The sequence below is a fragment of the Thermococcus onnurineus NA1 genome (genome assembly GCF_000018365.1).
Classification (GTDB): domain Archaea; phylum Methanobacteriota_B; class Thermococci; order Thermococcales; family Thermococcaceae; genus Thermococcus; species Thermococcus onnurineus.
Genome location: NC_011529.1, coordinates 1,348,735 through 1,365,595, shown reverse-complemented (window position 1 = coordinate 1,365,595; position 16,861 = coordinate 1,348,735). Strand labels below are relative to the sequence as shown.

At 52.2% G+C, this 16,861-nt stretch carries 22 protein-coding genes; 8 read left to right on the top strand and 14 right to left on the bottom strand.

Annotated elements, in window-relative coordinates; genetic code table 11:
• Nucleotide 1: 1 nt before the first annotated feature.
• The gene (locus tag TON_RS10770) at nucleotides 2-142 is read right to left on the bottom strand and encodes a hypothetical protein (RefSeq protein ID WP_167710906.1); all 141 of its coding nucleotides are present in this window, start codon (nucleotides 140-142) and stop codon (nucleotides 2-4) included.
• Here TON_RS10770 and TON_RS07610 point away from each other — a divergent pair.
• Nucleotides 92-928 carry a universal stress protein gene (locus TON_RS07610; RefSeq protein ID WP_012572455.1) on the top strand — a complete coding sequence of 279 codons (837 nt, stop codon included), beginning with the start codon at nucleotides 92-94 and terminating at the stop codon, nucleotides 926-928. The two genes, TON_RS10770 and TON_RS07610, sit on opposite strands and share 51 nt — an antisense overlap.
• A 93-nt stretch (nucleotides 929-1,021) precedes the next feature.
• Here the strand turns inward: TON_RS07610 and TON_RS07605 are convergent, their stop codons facing one another.
• Complete coding sequence (locus tag TON_RS07605; RefSeq protein WP_012572454.1) at nucleotides 1,022-1,630, bottom strand: endonuclease dU; 609 nt, start codon at nucleotides 1,628-1,630, stop codon at nucleotides 1,022-1,024.
• On the bottom strand, nucleotides 1,603-1,917 hold the full coding sequence (gene cutA, locus TON_RS07600; RefSeq protein ID WP_012572453.1) for a divalent-cation tolerance protein CutA: 315 nt from the start codon (nucleotides 1,915-1,917) through the stop codon (nucleotides 1,603-1,605). Before cutA ends, TON_RS07605 begins: the two co-directional genes overlap by 28 nt.
• 73 nt (nucleotides 1,918-1,990) lie before the next feature.
• Between cutA and TON_RS07595 the strand changes: the two genes are divergently transcribed.
• A complete protein-coding gene (locus TON_RS07595; protein ID WP_012572452.1) occupies nucleotides 1,991-2,266 on the top strand; it encodes an acylphosphatase in 276 nt (91 codons plus the stop codon).
• Here TON_RS07595 and TON_RS07590 read toward each other — a convergent pair.
• Nucleotides 2,256-2,849 (bottom strand): hypothetical protein, encoded by a 594-nt coding sequence (locus TON_RS07590; protein WP_012572451.1) that lies wholly within the window; start codon nucleotides 2,847-2,849, stop codon nucleotides 2,256-2,258. The genes TON_RS07595 and TON_RS07590 overlap by 11 nt on opposite strands.
• Before the next feature lie 141 nt (nucleotides 2,850-2,990).
• On the opposite strand from TON_RS07590, the gene TON_RS07585 reads away from it, so the two are divergent.
• From TON_RS07585 to TON_RS07570, 4 genes are all read left to right on the top strand, one after another.
• The gene (locus TON_RS07585) at nucleotides 2,991-3,884 is read left to right on the top strand and encodes an ADP-dependent ribose-1-phosphate kinase (RefSeq protein ID WP_012572450.1); all 894 of its coding nucleotides are present in this window, start codon (nucleotides 2,991-2,993) and stop codon (nucleotides 3,882-3,884) included.
• A 111-nt stretch (nucleotides 3,885-3,995) separates the two neighbouring features.
• Nucleotides 3,996-4,280 (top strand): hypothetical protein, encoded by a 285-nt coding sequence (locus tag TON_RS07580; RefSeq protein ID WP_012572449.1) that lies wholly within the window; start codon nucleotides 3,996-3,998, stop codon nucleotides 4,278-4,280.
• Nucleotides 4,281-4,422: 142 nt separating this feature from the next.
• Nucleotides 4,423-4,959 carry a transcription factor E gene (tfe, locus tag TON_RS07575; RefSeq protein WP_012572448.1) on the top strand — a complete coding sequence of 179 codons (537 nt, stop codon included), beginning with the start codon at nucleotides 4,423-4,425 and terminating at the stop codon, nucleotides 4,957-4,959.
• Nucleotides 4,960-5,000: 41 nt separating this feature from the next.
• Nucleotides 5,001-5,735 (top strand): DUF2110 family protein, encoded by a 735-nt coding sequence (locus TON_RS07570; RefSeq protein WP_012572447.1) that lies wholly within the window; start codon nucleotides 5,001-5,003, stop codon nucleotides 5,733-5,735.
• Here the strand turns inward: TON_RS07570 and TON_RS07565 are convergent.
• The 9 genes from TON_RS07565 to TON_RS07525 form a co-directional block, all read right to left on the bottom strand.
• Nucleotides 5,719-7,086, bottom strand: coding sequence for a hypothetical protein (locus tag TON_RS07565; protein WP_238516387.1), 1,368 nt, complete (start codon nucleotides 7,084-7,086; stop codon nucleotides 5,719-5,721). The two genes, TON_RS07570 and TON_RS07565, sit on opposite strands and share 17 nt — an antisense overlap.
• 127 nt (nucleotides 7,087-7,213) lie before the next feature.
• Nucleotides 7,214-8,131, bottom strand: a complete 918-nt coding sequence (locus TON_RS07560; RefSeq protein WP_012572445.1) for an Mrp/NBP35 family ATP-binding protein — start codon at nucleotides 8,129-8,131, stop codon at nucleotides 7,214-7,216.
• Between the two features lie 130 nt (nucleotides 8,132-8,261).
• Complete coding sequence (gene porB, locus TON_RS07555) at nucleotides 8,262-9,257, bottom strand: pyruvate synthase subunit PorB (protein ID WP_012572444.1); 996 nt, start codon at nucleotides 9,255-9,257, stop codon at nucleotides 8,262-8,264.
• Nucleotides 9,258-9,267: 10 nt separating this feature from the next.
• Complete coding sequence (gene porA / locus TON_RS07550; RefSeq protein ID WP_012572443.1) at nucleotides 9,268-10,452, bottom strand: pyruvate synthase subunit PorA; 1,185 nt, start codon at nucleotides 10,450-10,452, stop codon at nucleotides 9,268-9,270.
• Nucleotides 10,453-10,463: 11 nt separating this feature from the next.
• On the bottom strand, nucleotides 10,464-10,781 hold the full coding sequence (porD, locus tag TON_RS07545; RefSeq protein ID WP_012572442.1) for a pyruvate synthase subunit PorD: 318 nt from the start codon (nucleotides 10,779-10,781) through the stop codon (nucleotides 10,464-10,466).
• Nucleotides 10,782-10,843: 62 nt separating this feature from the next.
• Nucleotides 10,844-11,779 (bottom strand): 3-methyl-2-oxobutanoate dehydrogenase subunit beta, encoded by a 936-nt coding sequence (locus TON_RS07540; protein WP_012572441.1) that lies wholly within the window; start codon nucleotides 11,777-11,779, stop codon nucleotides 10,844-10,846.
• Nucleotides 11,780-11,784: 5 nt separating this feature from the next.
• Nucleotides 11,785-12,972 (bottom strand): 2-ketoisovalerate ferredoxin oxidoreductase subunit alpha, encoded by a 1,188-nt coding sequence (porA, locus tag TON_RS07535; RefSeq protein WP_012572440.1) that lies wholly within the window; start codon nucleotides 12,970-12,972, stop codon nucleotides 11,785-11,787.
• Nucleotides 12,973-12,982: 10 nt separating this feature from the next.
• The gene (locus tag TON_RS07530) at nucleotides 12,983-13,300 is read right to left on the bottom strand and encodes a 3-methyl-2-oxobutanoate dehydrogenase subunit delta (RefSeq protein ID WP_048055100.1); all 318 of its coding nucleotides are present in this window, start codon (nucleotides 13,298-13,300) and stop codon (nucleotides 12,983-12,985) included.
• Nucleotides 13,301-13,338: 38 nt separating this feature from the next.
• The gene (locus tag TON_RS07525) at nucleotides 13,339-13,896 is read right to left on the bottom strand and encodes a pyruvate/ketoisovalerate ferredoxin oxidoreductase subunit gamma (RefSeq protein WP_048055181.1); all 558 of its coding nucleotides are present in this window, start codon (nucleotides 13,894-13,896) and stop codon (nucleotides 13,339-13,341) included.
• Between the two features lie 229 nt (nucleotides 13,897-14,125).
• Between TON_RS07525 and TON_RS07520 the strand changes: the two genes are divergently transcribed.
• Nucleotides 14,126-15,088 (top strand): inorganic phosphate transporter, encoded by a 963-nt coding sequence (locus TON_RS07520; protein WP_012572437.1) that lies wholly within the window; start codon nucleotides 14,126-14,128, stop codon nucleotides 15,086-15,088.
• Here the strand turns inward: TON_RS07520 and hflX are convergent.
• Entirely contained in the window at nucleotides 15,068-16,354 is a 1,287-nt protein-coding gene (gene hflX / locus TON_RS07515) for a GTPase HflX (protein WP_048055180.1), read from the bottom strand. The genes TON_RS07520 and hflX overlap by 21 nt on opposite strands.
• A gap of 109 nt (nucleotides 16,355-16,463) precedes the next feature.
• Between hflX and TON_RS07510 the strand changes: the two genes are divergently transcribed.
• Nucleotides 16,464-16,823 (top strand): carboxymuconolactone decarboxylase family protein, encoded by a 360-nt coding sequence (locus TON_RS07510; RefSeq protein ID WP_012572435.1) that lies wholly within the window; start codon nucleotides 16,464-16,466, stop codon nucleotides 16,821-16,823.
• Nucleotides 16,824-16,861: the final 38 nt, after the last annotated feature.

Sequence of the window (16,861 nt, the reverse complement as noted above, 5' to 3'; positions counted from 1 at the left end):
CTCAAAATTCGCTCTGAGCGTTATAATCCTTTCCAATCCATGAGCAACTGTAATAAACATTGATGAACAATATGATACTAAGGTGACCTAAATGTTTGAGAAGATTCTGTACCCAACGGATTTTTCCGACGTTTCGCTCCACGCTCTGCGGAACTGTATTCCCAGGCTGCTCCCTTTGGGAGTCAGGGAGCTCCACTTAATTCATGTCGTTGACATAACTGTTGCCGAGTTTGAGGCCTTCGAGCTGGAAGACATTTACCGCGAAAAGCTGGAGGGGCTCGCTAGAGAGCTGGAGACGAAAGGGGTGAAGGTAAATCCAATTGTGAGGATAAGTATTCCCTCGATAGAGATCGCGGAGGTGGCCGAGGAGAACGATATTGATCTCGTAGTTATTCCGAGCATGGGCGAGAATATCTGGAGAACAATGTTCGTTGGCAGCACTGCATCGAACCTCGCCAGAGCCACCAAAAGACCAGTTCTCCTCCTTAAGTACCTGAAGAGCGACGATAAATTCGAGCTGTCCGTCGACTGTACCGAAATCTTTAAGCGTCCCCTCGTTTCGCTGGACTTCTCCAAGTGCTCAATAAGGATAATAAAGATCGTCAAGGGGTTCGAGGAACTCGTGGATAAGGGTATACTCCTTCACTCCGTTGATTACGGTAAGGTCGAAGAGCTCGAACACAACATAGATGTTGCCAAGAAGAACCTCGAGAAGTTGGCCAAGGGAATAAAGGCGCCGTTTGAACTTGAGGTTCTCGTGGGTCCTGCCTCTCAGGCCATAATAGGAACCTCCCTGGCAAAGGGGGCCACACTTATAGTTATTGGCAAGAAGGGAAGGAGCTTCATAAAGGATCTACTCCTTGGGAGCACGGCGGAGAGGGTTATAAGAGATTCAAAAATCCCGGTGCTCCTGGTTCCGTGCGAATGAGACCTCAGACTGGAACGGCTTCCACATCAAGTTTCGGTAGCTACCCTGTTGCCATCATCGGTCGATTTTTCCTTTTCCTCCCGGCTTATAAACCTACTCCCTTGTACTCTCGCCCCTCATCACGGCACTGGCTATCATGTGGGCCAGTCTAAGGGGCTCTGGAGTGAGCCCGGTTTTCGTGGCTACTCTGACTACCTCAGCAGCCCTTTCGTAGTCAAGGCCGACCGCCTGGAGATAGAGCCTTCCGGGGATTAGTTCCACCAGAGGTGGCGCTTTTCTTAGTAGGGTTATCCTCTCCCCAGCATCAGAAAAGTGCTTCCTTAGAGCTTTCTCCATGGCTCTCAAGTCTGGCTTCTTCCTGACGACAACTATCACTGGAAGTCCCGTCTTCCGGTGGAGCATCTCCAAATCCACAACGTTAAAGCCCGCGTAGGTTATCCCCTTGAGCATGATGACCCTCAAATCCCTGAAGCGTGAGCTCTTAACGGCGTCTATCATTGCGTTCGTTGCATCTCGCCCATCGACGGTTATCCAGCGCGAGAGAACGCCGACTACCTCCTGAGAGCCCTTCATGACGATGCCGATTAGAATCGTCTTTTCCCTCTCTAATTTTGAAGAAAAGGAGAAAGTTCCGTCGTCAAAACCTACAACCCTAATCTGGGGCTTCACCTTCCTTATTGCCCCAGAACTTCTTCGAGCCATTTCGCGTACTCCCCGTTCACCTTGTCGACGTCTATCCTTGCTATTAGCGGCACGGTGTAGGGGTGGAGTTCCTTTATCGTCTCCCGTAGCTCTTTCCACTTGCTCACGTCCGTCTTGAGGAGCGCGCCGACTTCATTATCTTCTTCGATTTTTCCTTCCCACCAGTAAAATGCTTTGTGCTCCCTAAGATTGGCACAGGCAATGAGCTTCTTCTCGAGTAAAGTTTTAACAGTCTTTTCGGCGCTCTCCCAATCCGGAAATGTAGTGTAAACGAGTATCATTTCCATTATCTCACCTCCTAGTGAACTTTCGACGGATAAGCTTAAATCAGTTGTGGGGTTAGTATCGTTGGGATGTGGTATGGAGCGGGTGCGGGCACACCTTAAAATCTACGGCCGCGTTCAAGGAGTTGGTTTTAGATGGAGCATGCAGAGGGAAGCGAGAAAGCTGGGCGTGAGTGGGTGGGTTAGGAATCTGCCCGATGGAACCGTGGAGGCTGTGGTGGAGGGCGATCCCGAGAGGGTTGAGGCTCTAATAGGCTGGGCCCACCAGGGACCCTCTCTGGCGAGGGTAACCAGAGTGGAGGTAAAATGGGAAGAACCTGAAGGGCTGGAAGGCTTCGAGGTCACTGGCTGACCTCGACTCTCTCGAGGAGCACTCTCTTGGGACAGTACTTGACCTCACAGTAGTTGCAGACGAACTTTTCCTTGTCCTTTTCCGGCGTGTGGAGGATGAGTTTCTTGAAGCCCTCCATTTCCTTGACCTTCATGAAGACCTCTACGGGTAGCGTTCCGTCGATGACTATGTAGAGCTTGCTCGGCTCCTCGCGGAGGTTCCTGCTGAAGACCTCCATTACTGGGACTTTGTTCTCCGCTAGTAACTTTAGAACCTTTGAAAATCCAGTTAAATAAGCGTCCTTTTCCAGCTCTATCTCGAGCACTTCCCAGCCCATCAGCGGAGCGACGTCTATGAGGCTTGGCAGTGGATTGAGCTTTTCGAATATAAGCTTGAGTGGATAGGTCTTTTCGATGTACTCTATTGTGTGATAGACTATCTTCCTGTTGACGCCAATGATTCTTGCCAGCTCGCTTATTGGCACCTCAACGTCTCTGAGGTATATCTTCCCGTTCTTTATGCTGAGGCCGTTCTCGAAAAGGAACTCTGCAACCTTCCTTCTGGCAGGATAGTTCTTGAAATAGGCCTCGAGTATGAGCATCATTTTTGTTCACCTCTTACTCACATGTGGGTAGGAATGGATATTTAAATCTTTTCCTTCATAAGGACTATGAATTTTCTTTCTTAGAGTACCGCAAGGTTATTAACGGGGACACCCATATCCTACTTTTCAGAGGTGAGTGTGATGGACGATGGGTTCGACGTGATAGGAATCGGCAACCTTAACTACGATATCATAATGCTCGTCGAGCGTTTTCCGGAGTTTCATGAGAAGGTAAGTGCCGAGAAGGCCTTTTTCGGTCTGGGTGGAGCAGCAGCCAACACGATCTCCTGGCTGGCCCACTTTGGGCTGAAAACGGGCTTTCTCGGTGCCATTGGAAGGGACGAGATAGGTGAGGCGCACCTTTCTTACTTCAGACGGATAGGTGTCGACACGGGTGGTATACGAGTCGTCGATGCTCCATCGGGGATAGCAGTTGCCATGATACACGGAGAGGACAAGAGGATAGTGAAGTACCCCGGCGCCAACCTCATGAAGGAGGTCGATTTTGACTACCTTGCTAGGACAAGGCACATCCATCTCTCTTCAAATCCCCCTGAAGTCATAGTTAAGGTAGTTAATTTCGCACATGAGAGGGACATAACAGTTTCTCTGGACATAGGGGAAGCACATCTTCCTGGGGAAATCGAGGAGAAGGTTGATTACCTCCTAATGAACGAAGACGAGTTCAGGAGGAAGTTCGGCGAGCTCGACCTCTCTAAAGCTCGAGCGGAAAATGTTATCGTAACTCTCAACGGAGGGGGTGCATTGATTAGGAATGAAAACGGAGAGATCTGCGAAGTCAAGGGGCTGAGCGCAGAGGTCGTCGATTCTACCGGTGCAGGTGATTCCTTCGACGCTGGGTTGATATACGGCGTTCTCAATGGATGGAAGCTGAATGATGCTGCCAAACTGGGGATGTTGCTTGCTTATCTAACTGTTCAGAAAGTTGGTGCAAGAACGGCCATAATTCCTCTGGAAAAGGTTGCCAAGGTTGCTGAAGAACTTGGCCTTGAGCTGCCATTTCGAGTCCAGTGAATCCTCCGAGTCTGGGCCTTAGCCCTGACCTAAGTTTTTTAGAAACCCTTAAAAGATTGAACCCCAAATGGTTAAGAGAGCAGTGAACCCCGATTTCGGAGGTGACTCAGTTTGGAAATCGTAGTGGACAACTTTAAACCAAAGATTACCCGGCCATTCAAGAGGAAGAACGAGTACTGGGTTAAACTCATTGACCAGAGCGGAGAATATATCATGAAGTTTAAAAGTCCGCTGGAAGCTGAGGACGCGATATACGGCATGCTCGATGATCTCCAGGTTTACGGTGGTAAAGTCAGGCTTAAACTCAGGGAAGGCAACGTCATCGAGGACATTGAGGTAATAGAGCTTTACAAGCCCTCCGCTAAGGAGCTGCTTGATGAGTACTTTACCGATTGATTCTTATCCAACGTTCTTTTCTGTTCATCGGCGTTGGAAATATGACAAAAACCTATATATACTCCAGGCCATATAGTCTATTATTGGACAAACATTGGGGATTAAACTCAGGGTGGTCAAATATTCTCTGGAGGTCGTTATTGTGACAAGGAGAAAGAACAAGGAGCTCCTGGAACTCGCTATGGACCTGGGTGGAGAGGAAGCTGTTGAGGTAATTAAGGCTCTCGAGAAGAAAAAGGAATCCACGGATGAGGAGCTCGCGGAAATGACTGGCATCCGGGTCAACACCGTCAGGAAAGTCCTCTACATGCTCTACGACCAGGGTTTGGCAGAGTTCAAGCGCATAAGGGACAAAGAGACCGGCTGGTATTACTACTACTGGCGTCTCGAAACCAAGAGACTTCCGGAGATAATCCGCTCCAAAAAGATGGCCGAGCTTAAGAGACTCAAGGAGATGCTCGAGGAAGAGACAAGTGAGATCTACTACCACTGTGGCACTCCAGGCCATCCGAAGCTCACCTTCGATGAGGCCATGGAGTACGAGTTCCAGTGTCCGATATGTGGTAATATGCTCATGCAGTACGATAATACCGTCGTCGTCGAGGAGCTCAAGAGGCGCATAGAGGAGCTCGAGATCGAGCTCGGCCTTAGGAAGAAACCGAGGAAGTCGAAAAAGTAGATTTGAATGGTTTGGTTTGATGAACTTCGGGGATGGTGAGAATGCAGGAAGTAGTTATTCTGGAGAAGGTTTACGGGGACAGGAGCGGCTTTTTGAAGCTTGATAAAAAGCTCAAGGCCCTCCTCGGTGATCTGGAAGTTGAATGGAGGCTCTCAGCGGTTAAGAAGCAGTGGGTCAAGGTAAGTCTCAACGGTGAGGACGAGGAAATCTCAGCAAACCTCGTAAGGGAGGAGTTCGGCGAGATTCCCTACAGGCTTAAGGCAGTTGAAGAAGGCAAAACCTACCGGGGAAGGTTCATAGACCTGGGAAAAGTTGGCTACGGGGCTTACGTTGACATTGGAATATTCACTCCAAAGCCTAAGGATGCCCTTCTACCGCTCTATTACCTCAAGGAGACCTTTGGAAAGATGCCGGTCAGGGAAATGATAAGGAAGTTCGGTTGGGTTGACAACCTTCCCGTTGAGGTTACGGTCACTAGAGTCGAGTTCGGCGCGAGAGAGGTTGAGCTTGCCTTCAGCGATGCTCAGCTCAAGCGCATAAAATCCTGGCTGAGCGACGGCTACGACAAGCTCTTCGTGACAGGGACAATAAGCGAAAACGTCGAAAAGGCCCTTATAAGGACAGGGCACAGCAGGGATGTTAAGCGCATGGAGGAGCTCGGATTGATGGAGACACTCCTGATACTCAAGAAGGGCACTCAGGCACCGGGAATAATCAAGGAAATCGGCCCGCACCTTAAGGGTGCTGTAATAGGTGCCATCAAGTTTGAGGAGTGAGCCCATAGAGCATCCTCGCCGTGAGGGATGCGAGGATTACGAAGCAGTAGGGCAGTATCTCCGGGATGAACAGCGCAAGGGGAATGTAAAAGACCGCCAACATCGCGAGAAAGGGCGTCTGGCCCCTCATTTTCATGCTTTTTTCTCTGTAAATTACTGCGTAGGTTATAGCCAGGATCGCCAGGGCCGTATTGAAAAAGAACTTGGCTATGTAGTCCCAGCACTCTGGAGTCATGTGGCTGGGTATGTTTACGGGAAAGCCGAATTGGGTATATATGAGGGCCACGCCGAGTGCGCTCATAAGTAAGTAGGCATAGTTTCTTAGATGCCTTTTTGGGAAGGCCAGTGCAAAGATGGCGGGAATTGGGAGGAGATACGGATTTATTGCTATCGTGAGCAGGGTGAACAGAGACAGAACTAGCGTTTGTAACAGTGCCTTTACTATCTCCGGCGAGAAAGTCACGTTGCTTATTATTGCCAGCGTGATGAGGAAAGATGTCAGGCCGAGGACGCTCCAGTCAATGTGGTGGAGATGCTCCCTGAACATTGGCGAGGCAAAGGTGAGGCCGAAGACTATGAAGCCCAACTCGCGGGCGCGCTTTGGCGAGATATAAAAGGAGAATGATATCAGCAGAAGGATAAGCACCCAGTGGGCAAAAACAAGATTCTCCTCGATGGGTGGAACTATCTTGAATAGTACACCCAACATTGCTCCTAACGGAGAATCCACGGAGCCCCCAACGGCAAATTTGAGTCCCTGGAAGAAGTATTCGAGAAAAACTTCACTCATCTTTGGAATAGGGGAAGTGAGATACCACAGCATGAATAGGGAGAGGGTCAGGCTGTAGAAGCTGCCGGCATGGCTTTTATCGTTGCGGAGAGTGAGCAAGAAGACCCAGGCTATAATGACGAGCAGTACCACAAAGCCGACCTTTGATTCGAGTGGAGGATTCCAAAGCTTCTCAAAAGCACGCTCCGTCAGGTAGATGTTGTCCTCGGAGCCGGTTATGATAACGGAGTGGTTGAGAACGATGATTCCGGGCAGAAGCGACTGGTTTTCGGGAAGGCCGGTCTGGGGCCAGAGGATCATAATCATGGGGTTGTTATAAACATTCCCAATAAGGACTAGCGTCTCGTTTCCGTGTTGCTTTACAGTTGAAAGCTTCTCATCGACGTAATACGCCCAGGCCTTTGCCCAGGTCTCGTTTCCGGCAATCACAGTGTAAGTCGAGTTTGAGTCCAGAAAAGCCTGAAAAGCTCCCTGATTTGGATAGTATGTCAGCTCACCGGCAGAAACGAGGGGAGCCATAAGGATGATGAGGGTTATTAGAACAAGGGTTCGCTTCATCATATCCCTCCCAGGGAGATACCCAAACATGGTTAAAAAGTTAATGTAGCCTGGCCCAGCGCGGCCTCACGGCAACGGCGTCTGCCGGCCTCGGCCGCGATAAAGAATAGGGAAAAAGGTCTTAAAGGCTTTACTCGTCCTTAGATTCCTCGCTGCCCTCTTCTTTGGTCTCTTCGCCCTTCATCTCTTCGAGCTTGGCGATAAGCTTGTCAACTATCTCCGTGAAGGCCTTGGCGGCCATGGTGTCCTCGTAAAGGACTATCGGTATGCCAGTGTCACTGGCTTCCCTTGCCTTGAGGTCTATTGGTATCTCCCCGAGGAAGTCAACGCCCTCTTTTTCGGCGAGCTTTCTTCCACCACCCTTACCGAAGAGATCTATCTCGTTGCCGCAATGCGGGCAAATGAGGTAGCTCATGTTCTCGACGACGGCTATGTAAGGCACTTCCATCTTCTTCATCATGTTGACGGCCTTGCCCGTGTCCAGCAAAGCGACCTCCTGCGGTGTGGTGACGATTATCGCCGCGTCGAGCTGGAGGGTCTGGGTGACCGTGAGTATCTGATCGCCCGTTCCCGGTGGGAAGTCTATTATCATGAAGTCCAGCTCGCCCCACTTGACGTCTCCGAGGAGCTGCTTAATCGCCTTGGTAACGAGGCTTCCGCGCCAGATGATCGGCTGGTCCTCTGGGACGAGGAAGCCCATGCTCATGACCTTTATAGGCGTGGTCTGGCCGAGAAAGTCATTCATCGGGGGTATCATCTCGAACCTGCCATCTTCCATCCTCTCAGCGAGGACGTCGGCCTTCTCGACACCTAGCATCTTTGCCACGTTCGGCCCGTGTATATCCGCGTCGAGGATTCCGACGAAGTAACCCTTCTTTGCAAGGGCGGCGGCGAGGTTGACAGCAACGGTGCTCTTCCCGACACCACCCTTGCCGCTGAGAACGGCTATTTTGTACTTCCACTTTTTCTGCTTCTCGCTTATCCTCTGAGTGAGTGGGTCAGCACCCAGCCCCGCTATGTTCAGGGTGGGGGGAGTTTTGATAGTCATCTTTAACCACCTCCGGATTAGGTTTTCCTAAGAGCTTAAAAGCTTTGTTATAAAAGAGACCCTTATGGGTCATTTTTGTAGAACAATCATCAGGTGAAAGCAGAAATTGGTAGAAGAAGAAAGAGGGAGGTCACTCCTCCGGCTTCGGGAGGATGACATCGACGCCAAGAACCTTCCACATGGCCTTGATCTGCTCGCGCATTATGTCGATGGCCTCGGGCTGCTTGAAGAGGTGCTTGAACCTGCCCTGGAGCTTGAGGTACTCTTCGATGGGCTTCTTGAACTCGATGGCAACGATCCTGCCACCCTCGCGCTTGACCTTGGCGCCTCCTCCCGGTGCCTGTATCTTGATGTTGTGGAAGTCACCGTTCTCGATCTCAAAGAGCGGCCAAACACCGGTCTCGATGGCGAGCCTAGTGATCTCAATGCTCTTCTCCGGCGGGGCGCGCCAGCCTGGGACACAAGTACACTGGACCTGGACGAAGGCCGGGCCGTCGACCTTAGCGGCCTTCTTCATCTTCTTGATGAAGTCATAGGGGTTAGCGACGCTGGCGGTTGCCACGTACGGGATCTGGTGGGCGGCAGCGATGAGGGCAACCCACTTCTTGGGCTTGTCCTCACCGATGGAGAGCTTTCCTGGCGGTGAGGTGGTCGTCCAGGCACCGTAGGGAGTTGAGCTCGACCTCTGGATTCCGGTGTTCATGTAGGCCTCGTTGTCGTACATGAGGTAGACGACGTTGTGCCAGCGCTCGAGCATACCGCTGAGGGCCTGCATACCGATGTCTGCCGTACCACCATCTCCACCGATAGCGAGGATCTTACCCTTCCTGCCGACCTTCTTCCAGGCGGCCTCGACACCACTCGCAACTGCGGCGGCGTTCTCGAAAGCGACGTGGATCCACGGGGCCTTCCAGGCGGTGTACGGGAAGACGGCGCTGACGACTTCCATACATCCTGTGGCTTGGGCTATAGCGAAGGCGTTTGGATCACCGTACTTCTCCTCCATGGCCTCGCTGAAGGCCTTTGTGGCAAGCCTGAGAGCAGCTGCACAGCCGCAACCAGCACAGGCGGCGTGACCAGGTGCCCAGTACTCGCGAGTGGTAATTGGGGGCTTCCTAACGGCCATCTTCCTCACCTCACAGTATCTCCTTTCTAAGTCCTATCCAGTTGACTTCCTCAAACTCCTCCCCAGTGAGGGCCTTCTGCGCTATTGCTAGAGCCTCATCAAGGTCCTTGAAGGTGACGTCCCTGCCTCCAAGGCCGAGGATGAAGTCAACTATCTTTGGCTTCTCACTCTCGTTGACCAAGGCCCTGCTGAAGTCCTGGAATAAGGCTCCACCGACGCTGAAAGTGACGTTCTTCTCGAGAAGCGCGAGAACCTTTGTCTTCTTTGCGAGCTCCCTGACTTCTTCGGTTGGGAATGGCCTGTAAACGGTGATCTTGGCGGCACCGACCTTAACGCCCTTCTCGCGGAGCATGTCGACATACTCCTTGAGGGTTCCGGCGAGGGAGCCCATGGTGACGAAGATTATGTCGGCATCTTCGGTCCTGTACTCTTCAATTTTCTGGTACTTCCTTCCGAACTTCTTCTCGAACTCGGCGAAGACCTCATCGATGACCTTCTTAGCGTTCTCGTTAGCTTCCCAGACTCCATAGCGGGCCTCCATGTAGTGGGCTGGGAATCCGAGTGCACCCTGGGTTATCGGCTTGGCCGGATCGAGATAGGCGTGCTTTGGCATGTACTCGCCGAGGAACTCGTCGACGAGCTCTTGGTCTGGGATCTCAACCGGCTCGACGGTGTGGGTCAGGATGAACGCGTCAAAGCCTACCATTGCAGGAAGGAGAACCCTTTCGTCTTCGGCGACCTTGAAGGCTATCAGGATGAGGTCAAGGGCTTCCTGATTGTTTTCGGCGTAGAACTGGAGCCAGCCGGTGTCGCGCTCGCTGATTGTGTCCTGCCAGTCGTTCCAGATGTTGATCGGAGCTGAGAGAGCACGGTTTCCAACGGCAATGACTATCGGAAGCCTCATTCCTGCTGCGATGAAGAGTATCTCGTGCATCAAAGCGAGACCCTGGGAAGCGGTCGCGGTAAAGGTCCTAACACCTGCCGCCGAAGCACCGACACAAGCAGAAATTGCTGAGTGCTCGCTCTCGACCTTGATGAACTCTGCGTCAAGCTCTCCATCGGCTACGAACTCACTTATTTTCTCAGGAACGAGAGTGGAGGGCGTAATTGGGAACGCTGCGATAACCTTTGGCTTGGCCAGCTTGGCCGCCCAGGCAGCAGCCTCGTTAGCCTTCATAACCTTCCTAATCGGCATCTTTCATCACCTCACTTGGTCTCCCTAACCATAACTATTGCCTCTGTCGGGCACTCGTTCGCACAAATTCCACAGCCCTTACAGTAGTCGTAGTCGAAGACCGGATAGTTCTCATCGTCGAGATATATGGCTGGCTCCGGACAGTAGATGTAGCAGAGATAGCACCTAACGCACTTGTCCCTGTTGAACTCCGGCATGAAAACTCTCCAGCTTCCGGTCTTGTTCACGACGCTGCTTCCCGGGAGGTAGACAATCGCTCCCGGGGTCATCTTTTCGCTATACTCCTTCTGAACCCTCTCAATGTCGGCCTTAAACGGACTCTCGGCCATGTATATCACCTCGGGTGAGTTGTCAACTTGACACTTAAACCTTTAGGGTAAAGATGGAAAGCTCAGCCGAAGATCTCGGCGAGCTTCTTGAGCTTCTCCCACTCGTGGAGGACCCACTGCTGGAGGATATCGATATCCTCCTTGGTCATGTACTTGAACCTGCCCTGGAGCTTGAGGAACTCCTCAATGGGCTTGGGATCCTTCTTGGTGCTCGGCATGTTGATCTTGTACTTGCCGTTCTCGTACTCGAAGAGCGGGAAGTAGGCGGTCTGGACTGCCAACCTGGCTAGCTCGATGCTCTTGTCGGTCGGTGAGCGCCAGCCAGTTGGACACGGCGCGAAGAGCTGGATGAAGCTTGGCCCTGGGGTCTTCTGGGCCTTCTTGAGCTTCCTTATGAAGTCTTCTGGGTAGGCAACGCTTGCGGTAGCCGCATAGGGTATCTCATGAGCAATGACGATGTCGATGACCTTCTTCTTGTGCCTCTTCTCGAGGAAGTGCTCCTTTCCACCGGGGGTGTTGGTGGTCCAGGCACCGTAGGGTGTTGAACCCGACCTCTGGATTCCGGTGTTCATGTAGGCCTCGTTGTCGTACATGATGTAGACCGCATCGTGGCCCCTCTCAAGGAAGCCCGAGAGGGCCTGGAGTCCTATGTCGGCGGTTCCACCATCGCCTGCCCAGCCGACGACCATTATGCCGTCCTCACCCTTAACCTTGTAGCCCTTGGCTTTCAGAGCAGCCTCGATTCCGCTTATGACGGCACCGGTAGTCTCGAACGCGGTGTGGAACAGGTTCGCGTCGAGTGCGCTGTATGGCCAGGGACCAGCGATGATGGTTGAACAGCATGCTGGAATTGCGAATATTGTCTTCTTCCCATAGGCCTTAAGGACGTACCTAAGGCCGAGTGAGGCACCACAGCCCTGGCAGGCAGTGTGGCCCGCGTAAAAGTGCTCCTCCGCGGGAATGCTCAACCTCTTCTTAACGTTCTCTGGAATCTCCATCATTCTCACCTCTTAAGGTGGTACCAGTCCACCTCTACATCTAGTTCTCCTTTCTCGATGACTGCCTTCATGTTCTCTGCTATCTTCTTGACATCGCTCACAGTGAAGTCTCTGCCTCCAAGGCCGACGATGTAGTTCTTTATGATCGGTCTTGCGTCGGTGTTGTAGAGCACACCCTTGGCCTCGTTGAAGAGTATGCCCTCCTGGCCAAATGAGAAGTTCCTGTCGAGGACGGCTATTCCCTCCACATTCTTGGCCAGTTCGTAGAGCTCGTCCTTCGGGAATGGCCTGAACCAGCGGACCTTGGCTGCTCCGACCTTGTAGCCCTCCTCACGGAGAATGTCAACGGCCTGCTTAACGGTTCCCATAAGTGAACCCATGCCCATGAAGACGAAGTCAGCATCGTCAGTCCTGTAGAGCTCTATCATCTGGCTGTAGTCCCTTCCAAACATCTCGCCGAACTCCTTGCCGACTTCCTTGATGACCTTTCTAGCCTTCTCCATGGCCTTTTCTATCTTGTAACGGAACTCGTAGTAGTCAGCGGGAGTTCCGAGGGCTCCAACAGAGACTGGGTTGTCGAAGTCGGTGAGCGTGTAGAGCGGCTTCCTCGGCGGGAGGAACTCATCGACGAGTTCTTGGGGGATCATTTCAACGATGTCGTAGGTATGACTCAGGATGAATGCGCTCTCAACGACCATCGCTGGCAGATTGACGGTCTCAGCAACCTTAAAGGCCATCAGAACGCCGTCATAAACCTCCTGATTGTTTTCGGCGTAGAACTGCATCCAGCCCGTATCGCGCTGGGCTAGGGAGTCGGTCTGGTCGTCCCAGACGCTCCACGGCGGGGCCATAGCCCTGTTGACGTCGACCATAACTATCGGCAACCTCGCGCCGCTCGCCCAGTGGAGCATCTCGTGCATCAAAGCAAGACCCTGGGCAGAGGTTGCCGTAAAGGCCCTCGCTCCAGCTGCTGAAGCTCCTATACATGCGGCCATGGCAGAGTGCTCACTCTCAACAGCCACGTACTGAAGGTTCTCAACCTCACCGTTGGCTATGAACTCCGCTATCTTCTCGATGATGCTCGTCTGAGGGGTGATTGGATAAGCAGCCACAACCTCAACGCGGGCGTGCTTGGCGGCGTAAGCGGCCGCGTAGTTGCCGCTCACAACCTTTCTAATTGGCTTGTACTCCATGCTCAACACCTCACTTCTCTTCTTTCTCCATCGTTATGGCCTTGGTTGGGCATTCGTTCGCACAGATACCGCAGCCCTTACAGTAGTCATAGTCGATGCCGACGTAGCCGTCCTCGCGGATGTATATTGCTGGCTCGGGGCAGAACTTCCAGCAGATGTAACACTTGACGCACTTGTTATCATCAACGACTGGTATGAACGTCCTCCAGTCACCAGTGAAGTTGATGAGGGTCGTTCCCAGGGTTATAGGGGCCTCTGGATACTCGTCCACGGATTTGAGGACGATTTTGGTGGCCCCTTCTTTCTTTTCACCAAACAACGTGTTCAACCCTCTTCACCCCTTGTAAGGATTATAAGGAAAGAGAATCAGAGTTCGTAAATGACAGTCTTGTTGAAGGCCTCTTCTGCAGCCTTGGCATTCTTTTCGCCGAGGGCTCCGGAGAAGACGTCCTGGATGGCCTTCTGGACGTGCTCAAGGCTGACAACGCCAGTGGCCTTGGCGACGGCACCGAGAATGGCGGTGTTAGTGATCGGGAGGCCGAGTATCTCAAGGGCTATGGTGGTGGCGTCGACCAGAGCAAGCTTGGCGGGCTTCTTCTTGAGCTTCTCGAGGACTTCTTCCTTGCTTTTCTCGGTGTTGACGATAACGATTCCACCGTCCTTGAGACCTGCGGTGACATCGACAGTGTCGAGGAGGGACGGATCAAGGACGACGACTATGTCAGGTTCGTAGATCTGGGTCTTAATCCTGATGGGCTTCTCGTCGATCCTGGTGAATGCCGTAACAGGTGCTCCACGCCTCTCAACTCCGAAGAACGGGAACGCCTGGACGTATTTGCCCTCAAGGAAAGCGGCTGAAGCTAATATGTTGGCAGCCGTAACTGCACCCTGTCCACCCCTACCGTGAAAACGAATCTCTATCATCATTCCTGCCTCCTTAAATTTGTCAAAACTTATTCATCTATTGCATTTATTTAAGTTTCGGTATTGGGTTAAGCAGCCTTCGGCAGATGTCTTTGGGTAGGCATGAACTTTGTCAGTCGTCAATGGAACAATTATGGCATCATTTCTCGAAAAAAGTTCGTACAGTCATTGGCAAAATTTTTTAAGCCACAGTCTAAAGGGAGATATATAGACTATATAGGTGATCCTTATGGACGGGCTAGTGATAGCAGCAATAGCAGTGGCATTCTACATAGCTTGGAACATAGGTTCGAACGACTCAGCCAACGCTATGGGGACGGCAGTAGGTGCAGGAATACTCAGCTTCCGGCAAGCAACCCTCACCATAGCGATATTCGTCCTGATGGGTGCCTATCTGAAGGGATACAAAGTTATGAAAACCGTCGGCAAGGGCATCGTCCCCGAAGGCTACCTCACGATGGAGATGGCGGTAATAGCACTTCTCGCCGCTGGTGTCTGGGTCACGATAGCCACCGTCAAGGGCCTTCCGGTTTCCACGACTCAGGCCATAGTTGGCGGTGTTATAGGAGTTGGTCTTGCTGTCGATGCTCCAATCAACTGGTATACGCTCGTTAAAATAGCATCTGCGTGGGTTGTCTCGCCCATACTGTCTGGGATTCTGGCGATAATCCTGTACAAGTTCTATTCCAAGGTTATTTCGAGCATAAAAAGCGTCTCTACGATTGAGGCCCTCTACAAGGCTCTCGCTATACTCGGCGGCTCGTACATGGCCTTTAACTTCGGCACCAACGAGGTCGCCAATGCATCTGGACCTCTGGTCGGTGCCGGCTTCGTGGAGCCGAAGATTGCCGGAATTTTTGGCGCGATAGCGCTCTCGATAGGCGCTCTAACTTTTAGCTACGCGGTGATGCACACTGTTGGAAAGAAGATAACCGCCCTCGGCCCGATCTCGGCCTTCGCAGCACAGTTCGGTTCGGCAATAGCTGTGAGCCTTGCCAATATCTTCGGTCTCCCGGTGAGCTCCAGCCAGTCCATAGTCGGTGGAGTCATAGGAGTCGGTCTCATCGCGGGAGAGGGCGTTGATAAGTCCGTCATAAAGGACATAGTCTTCGGCTGGGTAGCGACGCCGCTGACGGCGATATTCATTGCCCTTGGAATCTTCAAGGCTTTCTCATTGGTGGGGCTGGTTTAGCCGCTTTATCTCGACCCCCAGCCTCGTCAGCTCCTTTATCATTCCCGTCTGGATGTAGGCTTCTATTTTCGTCTCCTCACCGTACTCAACGGACAAAACCTCACCAATAGCATTTATCAGAGCCATGACCTGAGGAACTTTCTCAGGCTCCCTCACGGTTATCTCAAAGGCCCCGTACTTGGGCAGGGTTAGTACCACCTCTTCCAGCGCCCCATAAAGCTCCTCCAACTGACCGAACTTGGCCGAGATGGAAACGACACGGGAGACGTTTATCCCCCTCTCCTCGACTATCTCTATTATCCTCTCAGCCTTATCTTTAACGTCCTCCTCGCTCGTCAGGTCCCTCTTGTTGAGGACGACTACCATGGGCTTATCCAGGGCCTTAAGCTCCCTCAAGACGTTGAGCGATGCTAGGAACTTCCTCCGTATTTCTGGCCAGGGCTCGCTCACATCGAGAACGAGCAGGACTATATCGGCCTTAACTATCTCCTCCAGCGTGGAGTGGAAGGCTTCAACGATAAACGGCGGGAGGCCGTCAATGAAGCCGACCGTGTCGGTGACGAGAACCCTCTTACCGCCGAGCTTGAAGCGCCTCGTCGTCGTGTCCAGGGTGGTGAACATCTGGTCTCTCGCCTCTATCTCCTCCCCCGCGAGGGTGTTGAGGAGTGTTGACTTTCCGGCGTTCGTGTAGCCCGCTAAGGCGAGCAGGATGAAGCCAACCTCTTCCCTGCGCTTCCTTTTAACCTCTCGGTCTGCCTTTACCCTTTCCAGCTCCTTCCTTATCTTACCCATGCGGTAGCGGATGTGCTTAAGGTACTGCTGGGTCTGATACTCACCCATTCCCTTGAATCCTGCCCTATCGCCGAGCTTTATTCTCCTGATGGCCTCCTTCACGAGGGGAACCTCGTACTGCAGGCTCGCTAGCTCCACCTGGAGCTTTGCCTCTTTTGAATGCGCGCGCCTCTCGAATATTTCAAGAACCAGCTGCCACTTGTCTATTATTTCCACCCTCAGCTCCTTCCAAAGGTTGTAGGCCTGGCTTGGCGTGAGCTTGTTGGCGAAGATGACCTTATCCGGCTGAAGCTCCCTTACGAGCTCTTTGAGCTCCTCTAGCTTTCCCTTTCCGATGTTGTACTTAGGATGCTCTTCACGGTTCTGTTCGAGAATCGCCACTACCTCGTAGCCGGCACTCCTTAACAGCTCCTCGAACTCTTCCCGGCTTATCCTCTCGCGCCTGGATTTTCTGATGACCCCTATTGCTCTCATCATCAGAGCCTCGGTTTCTCCCTTTATATCCTTTTGGAGCGGTAGTTCTCAACCCAAAGTTTAGGATAGGCCTTTAAACTTGGAATGCAATCTTTATACGGTGATCCCCATGGACTGTGAGGACGTCCAGGTTAAGTTGAAGGAAATAGGGGAGCTCCTTGACAAACTCGGTAAGGAGCACCCGAAAGAGATATCCGCCTTTTCTAGGTTCCTCCGAGAGGTTGTTGACAACAAGGCCCTCACAACGAGGGAGAAGGAGCTTATTGCCCTTGCCCTCGGTATAGCTCAGGGCTGTGAGTGGTGCATCTATCTCCACACCCAGAAGGCACTCGAAGCGGGCGCTAAGAAAGAAGAGCTCATCGAGGCCGGTCTCGTCGCGGTTCTCATGGCCGGCGGTCCAGCGCTTATGCACCTTATACCGCTCATGAAGGCCATAGAGACCTTTGAAAAAGAGCATGGAACGGAGTGATTTCTCTTTCTACTTTGTATTTAATAATAAGGAAAATT